A 13,733-nucleotide genomic window follows, 5' to 3' on the forward strand; every position below is an offset into this window, starting at 1 on the left:
CCGGACCCCGAGCTACTCCCAGGACCGGTGGTATCAGTGACCAACCCATCCAATCCGTCGAACGGCGACGACGACACACCCCAGGACCCGCTGTCCGAGATGCTGGCGAAGATGTTCGGCGGCGGGGCCGGCGGCTTCGATCCGCAGGAGATCGCCCGGGCGGCCGGCCTGCCCTCCGATCCTGCGGCCATGGCCATGATGATGCAGCAGGTCCAGGCCATGTTCAGCACGCAGAGCGAAGGCCCCGTGAACTGGCAGATGGCGCACGAGCAGGCGCGGCGCGTCGCCGCATCGGACAACGACCCCTCCGTCACCGCACTGCAGCGCCGCAGCGTCGACGAATCCCTGAAGCTCGCCGAAATGTGGCTCGACCCCGTGACCGACTTCCCGAGCACCGGGCAGCTGGGTCGGGCGTGGTCCCGCGCCGAATGGGTCGAGGCGACCATGACGACGTGGCGACGCCTCACCGAGCCGGTCGCGACGAGCATCGCCAAGGCACTGTCCGACGTCATCTCCGAGCAGCTGCCCGAGGAGATGAAGTCGATGATGGGCATGATGGGCGGCCCGTCCTCGATGCTCCAGAACGTCGGCGGCGCCATGTTCGGCATGCAGCTGGGCCAGGCCGTCGGCGCGCTCTCGAAGGACGTCGTGGGGTCCACCGACATCGGTGTCCCCCTCGCCGACGGGCGGATGGCGCTGCTTCCCGCCAACGTCGCGGCGTTCGGCGCCGGCCTCGATGTCCCCGAGCAGGAGGTGCAGCTCTTCCTCGCCGTGCGCGAGGCGGCACACGTGCGCCTGTTCACCCACATCCCGTGGCTCACCGGACACCTGCTCGGCAGCATCGAGCGGTACGCGAGGGGCATCCACATCGACATGGGCAAGATCGAGGAGGCCGCGCGCGACATCGATCCGACCAATCCCGAGAGTCTGCAGGGTGCGCTCTCGCAGGGCGTGTTCATGCCGGAGCGCACGCCCGAGCAGGACGCCGCGCTCGTGCGGCTCGAGACGACGCTCGCCCTCGTGGAGGGCTGGGTGGATGAGGTGACGGCGGCGGCCGCGGCGAACCTGCCGTCGGCCGGGGCCCTGCGCGAGATGGTCCGCCGACGGCGGGCGACCGGCGGTCCCGCGGAGCACGCGTTCGCGGCGCTCGTCGGTCTGGAGCTGCGCCCGCGCAGGCTGCGCGACGCGGCCGCGCTGTGGGCGCTCCTGCTCGAGGAGCGGGGGGCCGAGGGGCGCGATGCCCTGTGGCAGCACCCGGATCTCCTGCCGACCGCCGAGGACCTCGACGATCCCGCCGGTTTCACCGAGCGCCGGAAACTGATCGAGTCCTCCGACGCCGACGTCGACGCCGCCCTCCAGCGGCTCCTCGCCGGGGATTTCGAGCAGGGCGGCGACGCTGCAGCCGACGATGCCCCGGCCGACGGCGGGACTCCTCCTGCAGCCGCCGACGACGATCCGGACGCCGGCCGTCCCGACCCGGACGGCAACAAGGCCGGCTGAGCCGCGGGGCGCCCCTGCCCCGGATCGATCCCTGGGCCGATGCCCGGGAGGCGGTATGCGCGCCTAGAGCCCGTCCGTGTGGCCCATGAGATTGCGGTGGGCGGCGAAGGCTGCGCCGTCGAGGAAGGCCTTCGCCGTCTCCGTGCGCGGATAGGACGTGAGCAGAGCCCAGAACACCGCATTGTGGGAGGGCTCGATGAGGTGCGCCATCTCGTGCAGGATCACGTAGTCGACGACCCACTCGGGCATGCCCTGCAGCCGGTGCGACAGCCGGATGGACCTGTAGGCCGGCGTCGCGGAGGCCCAGCGGGAGTTCTGGTTGGTGACCCAGCCGATCGTCGAGGGCACACCCCTGCCGCCCAGGTACTCGCGGGCCAGCCGCTCGGCCCGCTGCAGGAGCGCGGGTACCGGCTGGTCGTCGGTGATCGCCGGCGCCTCGAGGTACTTCTCGGACATCCGCGCCGTCATCCGCTCGACCCAGTGGCGTTCCTGGCCGGCCGAGAAGTGGCCGGGGATGGAGATCCTGATGACGCCGTCCCTGATGTCCGCGCTGACCGTCCTCTTGCGCCGCGCGGAGCGGCGCACCTCCACGGGCAGCCGCGCCGGGCCCGTCGTGCCCGGCTCAGGCACTGTCGGCCAGGATGCCGAGCACCGCTTCGCCATACCGCTCGAGCTTCGCGGAACCGATCCCCGCGAGGCCGCCGAGCTCGTCGAGCGTCTGCGGTCTGGCCTCGGCGATCGCCACGAGCGTCGCATCGGTGAACACGACGAACGCGGGCACATCCTTCTCCCGGGCCTCCGTGCGCCGCCACTCCCGGAGCGCTTCGAACGTCTCCTCCTGGTAGCTCGCGGGGCAGTCGCTGCAGCGTCCGATCTTGCGCTCCGAGCCGGTGAGGAGCGGGCGCTTGCACACGCGGCAGACGGCGGGCGCCGACGACTTGCGGTCGGTCTTCGCGCGCGGCTGGCGGAAGGCGGCCTGTCCCGTCCCCGCGGGACGCAGCGGGTCGAGGAAACGCGAGGGCTTCCTGCTCGCCCGGCCCCCCGGGGAGCGCGAGGTGGACCAGGAGAGCGAGAGGTGGATCCGGGCACGGGTGATGCCGACGTACAGCAGCCGACGTTCCTCGTCGATGGCCTCCTGCGTGTCGGCGAACGAGATGGGCATGAGCCCCTCGCTCAGGCCGACGAGGAAGACGGCGTCCCACTCGAGCCCCTTGGCCGAGTGCAGTGACGCGAGGGTCACGCCCTGGACCGTCGGGGCGTGCTGGGATGCGGCCCGCTCCTCGAGTTCGGCGACGAACATCTGGAGCGTGAAGGCCTCGGCGCCGCGGACCCTGTTGAGCTCGTCCGCGAGCCCGACGAGGGCCGCGAGCGACTCCCACTTCTCGCGGACCGCCCCGGAGTTCTGCGGTGCCACCGAGGTGTAGCCGAGCGAGGCGAGGACGTCGCGCACCTGCTGGGGCACGTCGGCGTCGCCCTGTGTGCGCGCCGCTGCCCGGAGCTGCAGCAGCGCGTCGCGGACCTCCCGGCGCTGGAAGAACCGCTCCCCGCCGCGGAGCTGGTAGCCGATGCCGGCACTGGCGAGGGCCTGCTCGTACGCCTCCGACTGCCCGTTCGTGCGGTACAGGATCGCGATCTCGCTCGCCTTGACACCCTGGTTCAGCAGGGCACCGATGCGCCTCGCGCATTCCGCGGCCTCGGCCTCGTCGTCGGTGCACTCGGTGAAGACGGGCTCGGGCCCGGCGGCACGCTGCGCGATCAGCTCCAGCGGCGCGGACCACGTGGTGCTGACGGCGCGCCGGTCGGCGTCCTCGCCCCTCGCTGCCAGGAGGGTGTTCGCGGCACGGACGACCTGCGGCGTGGACCGGTAGTCGCGCACCAGCCTCACCACCTGCGCGCCCTCGTAGCGCTTCGTGAAGTCGAGCAGGTGCCGCGACGTCGCACCGGTGAACGAGTAGATGGTCTGGCTCGCATCCCCGACCACGCACAGTTCGCGGCGCTCGCCCAGCCAGAGGTCGAGCAGGCGCTGCTGGAGCGGCGAGACGTCCTGGTACTCGTCGACGACGAAGTGGCGGTACTGCGCCCGCACGGTCGCCGCCACCTTCTCGTCCTCCTCGAGGATGGCCACCGTGGTCAGCAGCACGTCCTCGAAGTCGATCAGGTTGCGGTCGATCTTGAGGTCCTCGTAGGCCGAGAAGATCCGGGACACCGACACGAGGTCCATACCCGCGGGCTCCGCGCGGCCTGCCGCCGCGGCGGCATATCCGTCGGGCGTCAGCATCGAGACCTTCGCCCACTCGATCTCCGCCGCGACGTCCCGGATGGCGGCGCGGTCCGTGGTCAGCCGCAAGCGCCGCGCCGACTCGGCGATGAGCTGCGCCTTGTGGTCGACCAGCGCCGGGAGCGGCCCGCCGACGGCCTGCGGCCAGAAGTACTGCAGCTGCCGGAGCGCGGCGGCGTGGAAGGTCCGAGCCTGCACCCCGCCCGCTCCGAGGTCGCGGAGGCGCGTGCGCATCTCCGCCGCCGCACGGGCTGTGAATGTCACGGCGAGCACCTGCTGCGGCTTGTAGACGCCGGTGTGCACACCGTACGCGATGCGGTGGGTGATCGCGCGGGTCTTGCCGGTCCCCGCTCCCGCGAGGACGCAGAGCGGGCCCGTGAGGGTGCTCGCCACGGTGCGCTGTTCGTCGTCGAGCCCTTCGAGGATGCTGTCCTCGAGCAGAATCCCGGTCATCAGGGGCGTGCCTCCGATGGCTGCTCGTCCAGTGGTCCGCCGTACCAGCGCTCGATGAGCGCACGCGCGATCGAGATGCCGCCCGGGACGGTGATCGTCCCGTCCCGCACCTCGGTGAACAGCTGCTCGCGCGTGAACCACCGCACGGATCGTATCTCCACGAGGTCGGGTACGGCGTCGGTGCTGACGGCCCGGGCCGTGAAGCCGAGCATCAGCGACGCCGGGAAGGGCCAGGGCTGGGACCCGAGATACTCCGGGGACTGGACCTCGATGCCGGATTCCTCCGCCACCTCGCGGATGACCGCGGCCTCGAGCGGCTCCCCCGGCTCGACGAACCCGGCGAGGGTGGAGTAGCGGCCCTCGGGCCACGCCGCCGCGGACCCGAGGAGCAGGCGGTCGTCGTCGTCGACCACAGAGACGATGATCGCAGCGTCGGTGCGCGGGTAGTGCTGCGAGCCGTCCGCCGGGCACTGCCGCACCCAGCCGGCGTCGCGGACCTCGGTGACGGTGCCGCACCGGGGACAGTGGGTGTGCGTCGCATGCCAGTTCGCGATGGCTGCGGCCTCGACGAAGAGCCCGGCGTCGCGGGCGTCGAGCGACGCGGCGACCTCGCGTAGGCCCAGCCACTGGTCGAGGGGTGCCACCGCGGAGTCCTCCGCGTCGAGGACGGCAAGGACCACGGTCCTGCCTGCGTCGGCGGCTCCCTCGTTGATCCGTCCGAGGTAGACGAGCAGTTCGGGCCGCTGCAGCTCGGAGGGCGCGAGGAGCCGCAGCGCCGTCCCCTCCACCGGTGCCTTCCCGCGGGCCAGGACCAGGACCTTCGTCTCGTCCGAGGCCCAGAACCCCTCGAGGAGGTTTTCAGTGGTCCTCGCGTCGCCGTCCCGGTCGGAATCCGTACGCGAGAGCAGCAGCGATCCGAGAGGAGGTAGCACAAGGGTCCGGAGGGGTTCGGTCATGGTTCTACGGTACGTTCTCGCTCTCCCAAAACCCATTTCGATCGGAGCCCGTGGAGGAGGAGTGCAGGCCCGAAGACGAGTAGTCCATCTGGCGACGCGCCGCACTGCAACTGGGCGGTCGGAGCGGGGACGCCCTACGGTGGAACTTGTGAAACGGACACCCATGGAACTTGCTGCCATCGCAAGCGCCGCTGTACCCGGCCTGGCCCCTACGGGCGTCGCCGGTACGCCCGACGACGCTGCGGATTTCGATTCCGCCCTGCTGGTCGACGATGCGGGCAAGCAGTGGAGGGTCCGCTCGCCGAGACATGCCGAGGCCAGCATGCGGCTCGAGACGGAGTTGCAGGCACTCCGCGCCTTCACGCCCGCGGTCAAGGCAGAGCTGCCCTTCCTCATCCCCCACATGGCGGGCAGCGTGCGGCAGGGGGAGCTCAGCACGTTCGTGTACTCCCACCTCGCAGGAATCACCCGCCCCCTGGAAGCACTGACGGCCGGCGGTCCGCCGATGGCGCGTGAGCTCGGGCGCGTCCTCGCCGCGATCCACGAACTACCGATGGACATGGTCCAGCGCGCCGACCTGCCCAGTTACGAGGCGAACGAGTACCGCCAGAGAAAGCTGAACGAGCTGGACCAGGCGGCCACCACCGGCAGGATCCCCGCGATCCTGCTGCGCCGCTGGGAGCACGCCCTCGAGGACGTGACGCTGTGGCGGTTCAGCCCGACCGTGGTCCACGGCGACCTCCATGAGGACCACCTGCTCGTCTCCGCGGGCCGGGTGTCCGCGGTGACCGGCTGGACCGACCTGTGCGTCGGCGATCCGGCCGAGGACTTCGCCTGGCTCGCCGCCGCCGAGGACACCGCCTTCGTGGACGCCGTCCACGAGGCCTATGCCGGTGCCCGGACGACCGCCGTCGATCCCCACCTCTCGCGCCGCGCAGCGCTGGCCGCCGAGTTCGCCCTCGCCCAGTGGCTGGTGCGCGGGGTGGCTCTCGAGGATGCCGGGATGATCCGTGAGGCGGAAGGCATGCTCGCCACGCTCGAGGCGGACGTGGAATCCATCGAACGCGACCAGCACGAGGCCGCCGAGCGCGCGCGCCTCGCCCACGAGGAGCGCCTCGCGTGGGGCGACGAGCTGGGGACCGACGCCTACGGTCGCGAGGTCGACGGGCTGCCCGATGGCGGGGCGCACTCGGAGGCCTTCCCCGGTCCTGTCGAAGGCCCGGCCGATCCCACCCCTGGAACGTCCGCTCAGGTCTCGGCGGCGCAGCGCGAGCACGGCGTGACGCCTGTCGGCGCGGGGGCCGACGACGACCGTGCCGCGAGGACCGGCAGCCATGCGTACGACCCGGATAATCCCGGCGGTCAGCGGTTCCACCGCCTGCCCGACGGCAGCCCCGTGCAGACGACGGGCCACGCCGCGGAGACCGGCCCCCGGCGCGACGACGACCACGGGACCGCCTCGGGCTCGTCCCTCGCCTATGCGCGCCTCACGGCGGGTCGCCAGCGATCCGCACCGACTTCCACGAAGGTGACCCTCCTGCGGACCTCCGAGCAGTCGGCCGGTTCACCGGACGACGTGGCCACCTCGGCCCTGCCGATCGTCTCGTTCGGCAGCTGACCGCCCTGTCCGGCCCGAGGGATGCCCGGGACCGCGACTTCAGCCCGCGACTTCAGCCCGCCACGGCGTCCGCGGCGCGGATGATCTCCTCGAGCTCCGCCGCGTCGGCGAGATCGTGGGGCCGCACCACGAGGTTGTCCGCGACGTAGAAGAAGGCGGCCCGCACCTTCTCGAGTGGTACGTCCTTCAGCCGTGACCAGGCCAGACGGTAGACCGCGAGCTGGACGGCCTTCGCCGCACGCCGGTCGGGGGCGGGAGGACGGCCCGTCTTCCAGTCGATGAGGTCCCAGCCGCCGTCGGCGTCCCGGAACACGGCGTCGATCCGGCCGCGCACCACGATGCTGCCGATCCTCGTCTCGATCGGTGCCTCGATGGCAGCCGGTTCGCGCAACGCCCACTCGGACTGCTCGAAGATCGCCGCCATGTCCTTGAGCCCGAGCGTCTCGTCCACGTAGGCGTCCGCCCCTCCCGGGTACTCACCGAGGTCGAGCATGCCGCTGGATCCGTAGAACTCCTCGATCCAGGCGTGGAAGGCGGTACCCTTGCGGGCTGCCGAGCCCGGGCGCCGTGGCAGGGGTCGCCGCAGCTGCTGCATCACGGCGCCCGGGTCCTCGCGCAGCTCCACCAGCGTGGAGGCGGAGATGTGCGAGGGCAGCGCCAGCGGCAGCCGCTCCCTCTCGCGTGCCTGTCGGGCCAGTGCGAGGCGCACCTCGCGGCCCCAGCGGCCCCTGTCCGGGCCGGCTTCCGCCGCGGGCGCTGTCGCCTGCTCGAGGACGGCCTGCGCCGCCCGTTCCATCACGGCACGGCGGGGACCCAGCGGGTCGAAGGGCCAGGTGGCGCGCTCGGGGCTCGCATTCGCGGGGTTGGAGTCCCCCTCGGCCTCCTCCGGGACCCAGTGCGGCGCGGAGAAACCGTCGGTGCCGTCCTCCGTGAGGCGCACCAGGTCCGTGAGGTAGCCGGATGCGCCGTACGGCCGCGACCGACCCCCGCCCCACGCCGACGAGGTGCAGACGAGCGAATGCTTGGCGCGGGTGAACGCGACATAGGCGAGCCGGCGTTCCTCCCGCTCCGCGTGGGCCCTCGCCTCGCCCGTGAACTCCTTCTCGCTGGCCAGCCATCCCTTCTGGTCCTGCTGCTCCCAGTCCCACTGGGGAAGCTCGGCGGCGTCCCCGCGCAGGGGCCATGGGATGGACGCATCGCCGCTGCTCCACCGTGAGTCCTTGCCGCTGGGGAACGACCCCTCGTTGAGACCCGGCACGAAGACGACATCCCACTCCAGTCCCTTCGAGGCGTGGACGGTCAGGAGTTGCACGGCGTCCCTGCTCGCCTCGAGCTGCGTCACGGGCAGCCCGTCCTCCTCCTGGTCCGCGGCTTCCAGCCAGGCCAGGAACGCCGGCAGATCGACCCGCTCGGCGGTGGACACGAACCCTGCGACGGCCTCCGTGAAGGCGTCGAGGTTCCGGCGGGCCTCGTGGATGCTCACCCCCGGCTTGGCCGCCACCTCGATGTCCAGCAGGATGGTGCGCTCGACCTCCCCGATCATGGTGCCGAGATCGTCGCCGACGAAGCCGCGGAGGCTCCTCAGCTCGCGTCGGAGCGCGTCGAGGCGCCGCCGGGCCTCGTCGCTCAGCGACCGGCCGGACGAGGACACCCAGCCCGCCGGCGGCAGGTGGTCGACGGCCTCGACCAGACTGCCCGCCTCCGCGAGGTCGGGGGCGACGACGGCGTCGGCCGCCTGCTCATGGTCGAGCTCCTCCCCCTGGTGGGCGCCGCGGCGGAACGCGGCCTCCCGCGTCCGCGCGAGCTGCCGGGACCAATCGCCGAGGGCCATGAGGTCCGCCGGCCCGAGGCGCCAGCGCGCGCCCGAGAGCAGCCTCAGCATCGCGTCCGAACGGTCGGGGTCGCCGAGCACCCTCAGGGTGGCCAGCAAATCGACGATCTCCGGGGTGCGCAGCAACCCGCCGAGGCCGACGATCTGCACCGGCACACCCACGCGTTCCAGTTCGCGTCGGATCGGATCGAACTGCTTGCGCCCCCGGCACAGCACGGCCATCGTCGGTCGCAGCGGGTCACCGGCGTCGTCGGTCTCGAAGCTGCGCCGGCGCTGCCGGAGGATCTCCCGCGCGATCGCCTCGGCCTCGCTCAGGGCGGGGACGCGGCCTCCCTCACGCCCTCCGTCGTGCGCTCCGTCGTGCGCTCCCTCGTGCACTCCGCCGGCGCTGCCGACCGGTGCGTCCGTGAGGAAACGCCCGAGCATCACGGTCCCGAGTGGTGCTCCGGGCCGCGCCACGAGCCCGGGGACCTGCTGGACCGGGGTGTTGCGGAGCCACGCCGCCGGTACGTTCAGGGGCGCGGACACCGTGTTCGCCGCCTCGAGGATGGAGGTCGCGTTCCGCCAGGCGACCGACAGGTGGGCGACCTGCGACGGGGCGCGACCGGTGTCGCCCACCGTCGGGAACGCCGTGCGGAAGGTGGCCAGCTGGCCGGCCGACGCTCCACGGAAGCCGTAGATGGACTGGTGCGGGTCGCCGACCGCCGTGACGGAGCGCCCGTCGGCGAACAGGCGCGAGAACAGCACCATCTGCGCGTGGGAGGTGTCCTGGAACTCGTCCAGCAGCACCACCCTGTACTTCTCGCGTTCCATCCGGCCCGCTTCGGGGATGTCCCGGGCGATCCTGGCCGCGAGGGACACGAGGTCACCGAAGTCGAGCTGCCGGCGCGCGAGCTTCGCCGCGGCGTAGCGTTCGACGAGTTCCGTGACGGTGATGCGGGTGCGCAGCTTGTCGAGGAGTCTGGCCGCGTCCTGGGTGGTGGGTTTCGCGGACCCCGCGACGTACGACAGGGAGGTCACGTACTCGATGTGGCGGCGGAGCTCGTCCCGGACGGTCGCGGGGCTGACGAGGTGCTCGGCGCACTCCCCCGCCATGTCGAGCACGGCTTTCACGAGCGTGCTCTTCGCCGCCGTGAAGTGTTCCCACTCGCCGTCGTGGGTCTCGACCACGGTGTGGGCTAGCTGCCAGGACTGGGCTGTGCCGAGCATGACCGAGTCCCGTTCGACGCCGATGCGCAGCCCGTAGTCCTGCACGATGCCGTTGGCGAAGGAGTGGTAGGTGGAGATGGCCGGGTCGAGCCGGTCGAGGGAATCCCCACCGGCCGGGGTGGCGTCCCGTTCCAGCGCAGCGTAGAGCTGGGCGAGGCGCTGCCGGACGCGTGAGGCGAGCTCACCGGCCGCCTTGCGCGTGAAGGTCACGCCGAGGATCTGCTCGGGGCGCACGAGCTCGTTCGCGACGAGCCACACGACCCGGTCGGCCATCGTCCGGGTCTTCCCGGACCCGGCGCCGGCGATGACGAGGAGCGGTTCCAGCGGTGCCTCGATCACGCGCGCCTGGTCCTCGGTGGGGTACTGCACGGGGGAGCCGGGCTCCGTGTGCAGCAGCTCCGCGAGCTCGCGGGCGGAATACCGGGCGGAGTGCCGGGCGGGCTGTCGGGCGGTATCCGTTCCCGCGGTCACTGGGTCACCTGCTTGCCTTCTTCGCACAGCGGGCAGATCTCGGGCAGGCGGCAGCCGCTGCCGCCGAACCCGGATCGCCGTGGATCGTGGATGGTGTCGAACGTCGCGGCGGCCATGAGCGCCGCGGCGTCCTCGATCATGGTCCGCGCCCAGGTGTCCTCCGGGCCGACCGGGGGTTGCTCCTGGACGGAGACCCCCTTGGAGTCCTTGCCGAGCTGGACGAGCGACGCCCCGCCGGGAATCCCGGGCGCCTTGGACGCCTCGACCGTCGCGGTCCCGTCGGCGGCGTCCTGCACGGCGTCCTGCACGGCGTCCTGCACGGCACCCTCGGCCACGGCGGCCTGGTAGGCGGCGAGCTGCGGGTGCCGCGCGATCTCCGGCGCGGTCGGCGCGCTCTTGCCCGTCTTCAGGTCGACGACGACGAACCGGCCCTCCGCGTCGATCTCGAGCCGGTCGATCTGGCCGCGCAGCCGTGCGATCCGCTCCGCCCCGCCGAGCCGGACGTCGAGGTCCACGGAGAAGTCGACCTCCGTGGCGGCCAGGGTCCGCCCGGCCTTCCGCATCGACAGCACATACGCGGCGAGCTTGCGCACCATGCCCTCGGCGCGCCGGAAGTCGGCCCGCCCCTCCCAGGTGTCGCGGATACCGAGCTGCGGCCAGCGTCGCTCCAGTTCGCGGACGTACTCGTTGCCGGTTGCGTCGGGGAGGTCCTGCGCGATCTGGTGCACGAGGGTGCCGAGCGACCGCGCGAAGTCGGTGGTCCGCTCGCCTCCGGCTGCGGAGACGAACCAGCTCAGGGGCGAGGTGAGCACGGACTCCACCTTGGAGGGTGACACGGGCACGGGCTGGTCCGGCGGCACCACGGGTTCCTCGCTGCTCATGGAGAGCACACCCCACCACTGCGCCGGGTGGGCGCCGGGTACCGGCGGTTCGAGGACGGCCATGCGGCCGAGGTGCTGGACGGCCTCGCGGGAGAGGGCCGGGTTGGCCTGCGGGTCCTGCGCGAACTTGCGCAGCTCGGCGACCAGCGCGCGGAGCGTCACCGGCCGCAGGACCTCCGTGCGCGGACGCTCCTGCACGCCGGCGGGCAGGGGGTCGAGCACGTCGAGGAACTGGGACGCCTGTTCGTCCTGCGAGGAGACGGCGCAGCAGACGAGCTCCTCGGTGGCCCGGGAGACTGCGAGCGAGAAGGTCCGCAGCTCGTCGAAGCGGATGTCCTGCAGCAGTGACACCGGGTCCCGGGTGCTGCGGAAGGACTCGCCGTGGTCGAGCAGGGCACGGAGCTCCCCGGATCCGAGAAGCTCACCGCGCAGCCGGAGATTCGGCCAGACGCCGTCCTGCACCCCCGCGACGATCACGAGCGGCCAGTGACGGCCGGCGGCGCTCGCGGGTGTGAGCACCGACACGGAGGCGTGGCGCGTGGTGCGCTGCGTCAGCGTGTCCATCGGGATGTCCTGGCTGAGGATGTAGTCGAGGAACAGCTCGGGATCGGCCCCGGGCATCTGCTCGACGAAGCGCTCGGCCGTGGTGAACAGCGCCATCATCGCGTCCAGGTCCCGGTCCGCGCGCGCGGAGGAGGGACCCTCGGACACCGCCGCGGACGACCACTGCTGGGCCAGCCCGGACGCCGACCACAGCGCCCAGAGGACCGTCTCCGGGTCCCTGCCCGGATCGGCGATCGCGGCCCGGGCGGCCTCGAGCATGCGGTGCAGCCGGCGGACGGGGGCGCCCTCCGACGGGAGCGCGGCGATCTCCTCGGGAGCCGAGAACAGGGCCGCGAGGAGTTCGTCGCTCGTGCGGCCTCCGCCCTGCTGCAGTTCCGTGCGGCGCAGGACCTGGCGGAGCCGGCGGAGGTCCAGGCTGCCCGCTCCGCCGATCCTCGAGGTGAGGAGCGAGATGCACAGCTCCGTATCGAGCTCCGCCCGTCCCACGACGACGGCGTAGAGGTCGAGCAGGGGCCGCACGGCGGGTTCCTCGCGGATGGCGGTCTCCGCGGCCGGGACGTTCACGGCGATCCCCTGCGCGGTCAGGAAGCGCTGCACGGCACTCACCTGGGCCCCGTTGCGCACGATCACCGCCATGTCGTCGAGGCTCCGCCCGCCGAACAGGTGGGACTCCAGCACCCGCTGGGTGATGAACCTCTGCTCGTGGAAGACGCTGTCGAGCACGTGGGCCGACACGACCGGCAGCCGGACCTGCTCTCCGTCGTCCTGCCCGTCGTCCTGCCCGTCATCCTGCCCGTCATCCTGCCCGTCATCCTGCCCGTCGTCCTGCCCGTGGTTTCGACTGTCGTCCTGCCCGCGCCCGGGGGCACCCTGCGGTACGCGGTAGGCGGTGCTGACGCCGGTGGTGGAGATCCGCGCGGCCACGTTCCCCCACGCCTCCGCGAGCCGCTCCCCCATGGTCAGGGACGCGGGCAGCGTCACCGTGGTCAGCCCCTCACCCCGGCGGAACAGGGTGGAGAGCCGTCCGGTGAGCTCGGGGCGTGCGCCGCGGAAACCCTGCGCCACGGTGTCGGGGCAGGAAGTGACGACGACGTCGTTGCCGGTGCCGATGAGTCCCAGCAGTGCGTGGACGGCGGGGTTCGCCTCCTGGTAGTCGTCGACCAGGACGAGTTGCAGCCGCTCGCGTTCCTGGTCGAGGAAGTCCCGGTCGGTCTCCAGGATCTCCCGGGCAGCCGTGAGGATACCCGCCGGATCGAAGGCCTCGGGCATCCTGAGGTCGAGGACGTCGCGGTACTCGCGGTACAGCGCCGCTGCCGCCACCCAGTCCGGGCGGTCGAAGCGGCGCCCCCACTCCGCGAGGTCCTCGGCCGACACCCCGTACTCGCTCACGCGGTCGAACAGATCGCGGATCTCCTGCCGGAACCCGCGGGTGGGCAGCGCCAGGGCGAGGCTCGACGGCCACTCGGGGGACGCGGCGCCGTCGCGTCCGTGCCCGGAGAGGAGCTCCTTGATGATGAGGTCCTGCTCGGCGCCGGCGAGGAGCCGCGGCGGACGCGTGATCAGGGGCGTGCGTCCCTCGGCCCTGGCCCGGCGGATGAGGTCGAAGGCGTAGGAGGACCAGGTGCGCGCGGGCGCCGTGCTGATGCTGCGGTCGAGCTTGGCAGTGAGGTCGTCCCTGAGTCGGGTGGCAGCAGCACGGGTCGGCGCGAGGAGCAGCAGCCCGTCGGGGACCACCGCCCCCGCCTCGATGCGCCGGACGGCGAGATCCGTGAGCAGGGAGGACTTCCCGCTGCCGGGGGCGCCGAGGACGAGGACCTGACCGGCGACGGTCTCCAGCGACGCGAGGACGACGTCGTACCCGCGGGCGGGCGACGACATGCCCGCGGGAGGGCCGCCGGCCGCGGTCGTCGGGGCGTCGTGAAGAGTGCTGGTCATGCCTTAAGACCATCACATGCCACGGACAATCGGGACC

At 72.2% G+C, this 13,733-nt stretch carries 7 protein-coding genes; 2 read left to right on the forward strand and 5 right to left on the reverse strand.

Going from position 1 to position 13,733, the window contains the following annotated elements; all coding sequences use genetic code 11:
* Positions 1 to 99: 99 nt before the first annotated feature.
* Positions 100 to 1,500 (forward strand): zinc-dependent metalloprotease, encoded by a 1,401-nt coding sequence (locus tag AC4D2C_RS14755; RefSeq protein ID WP_490915780.1) that lies wholly within the window; start codon positions 100 to 102, stop codon positions 1,498 to 1,500.
* A gap of 63 nt (positions 1,501 to 1,563) precedes the next feature.
* Here the strand turns inward: AC4D2C_RS14755 and AC4D2C_RS14760 are convergent, their stop codons facing one another.
* The 3 genes from AC4D2C_RS14760 to nudC are packed head-to-tail and all read right to left on the reverse strand — an operon-like array spanning position 1,564 to position 5,187.
* Positions 1,564 to 2,130, reverse strand: coding sequence for a M48 metallopeptidase family protein (locus AC4D2C_RS14760; RefSeq protein ID WP_490915607.1), 567 nt, complete (start codon positions 2,128 to 2,130; stop codon positions 1,564 to 1,566).
* Complete coding sequence (locus AC4D2C_RS14765; RefSeq protein WP_490915608.1) at positions 2,123 to 4,231, reverse strand: ATP-dependent DNA helicase UvrD2; 2,109 nt, start codon at positions 4,229 to 4,231, stop codon at positions 2,123 to 2,125. Before AC4D2C_RS14765 ends, AC4D2C_RS14760 begins: the two co-directional genes overlap by 8 nt.
* Positions 4,231 to 5,187, reverse strand: a complete 957-nt coding sequence (nudC, locus tag AC4D2C_RS14770; protein WP_490915609.1) for an NAD(+) diphosphatase — start codon at positions 5,185 to 5,187, stop codon at positions 4,231 to 4,233. The genes AC4D2C_RS14765 and nudC overlap by 1 nt, the downstream gene beginning before the upstream one ends.
* 163 nt (positions 5,188 to 5,350) lie before the next feature.
* Here nudC and AC4D2C_RS14775 point away from each other — a divergent pair, with 163 nt between their 5' ends.
* Positions 5,351 to 6,805 carry a macrolide 2'-phosphotransferase gene (locus tag AC4D2C_RS14775; RefSeq protein ID WP_490915610.1) on the forward strand — a complete coding sequence of 485 codons (1,455 nt, stop codon included), beginning with the start codon at positions 5,351 to 5,353 and terminating at the stop codon, positions 6,803 to 6,805.
* A 52-nt stretch (positions 6,806 to 6,857) separates the two neighbouring features.
* Here AC4D2C_RS14775 and AC4D2C_RS14780 read toward each other — a convergent pair whose 3' ends face one another.
* Both AC4D2C_RS14780 and AC4D2C_RS14785 read right to left on the reverse strand, forming a co-directional pair.
* A complete protein-coding gene (locus AC4D2C_RS14780; protein ID WP_490915611.1) occupies positions 6,858 to 10,316 on the reverse strand; it encodes an ATP-dependent helicase in 3,459 nt (1,152 codons plus the stop codon).
* On the reverse strand, positions 10,313 to 13,696 hold the full coding sequence (locus AC4D2C_RS14785; RefSeq protein WP_490915612.1) for an ATP-dependent helicase: 3,384 nt from the start codon (positions 13,694 to 13,696) through the stop codon (positions 10,313 to 10,315). The genes AC4D2C_RS14780 and AC4D2C_RS14785 overlap by 4 nt, the downstream gene beginning before the upstream one ends.
* Between the last annotated feature and the right edge of the window lie 37 nt (positions 13,697 to 13,733).

This window comes from Arthrobacter sp. TJ-240, from assembly GCF_058269195.1.

Coding starts and splice junctions, on each gene's coding strand:
- AC4D2C_RS14755 (WP_490915780.1), top strand. CDS start 100: ATGCTGGCGAAGATGTTCGGCGGCGGGGCCGGCGGCTTCGATCCGCAG.
- AC4D2C_RS14765 (WP_490915608.1), bottom strand. CDS start 4,231: ATGACCGGGATTCTGCTCGAGGACAGCATCCTCGAAGGGCTCGACGAC.
- nudC (WP_490915609.1), bottom strand. CDS start 5,187: ATGACCGAACCCCTCCGGACCCTTGTGCTACCTCCTCTCGGATCGCTG.
- AC4D2C_RS14775 (WP_490915610.1), top strand. CDS start 5,351: ATGGAACTTGCTGCCATCGCAAGCGCCGCTGTACCCGGCCTGGCCCCT.
- AC4D2C_RS14785 (WP_490915612.1), bottom strand. CDS start 13,696: ATGACCAGCACTCTTCACGACGCCCCGACGACCGCGGCCGGCGGCCCT.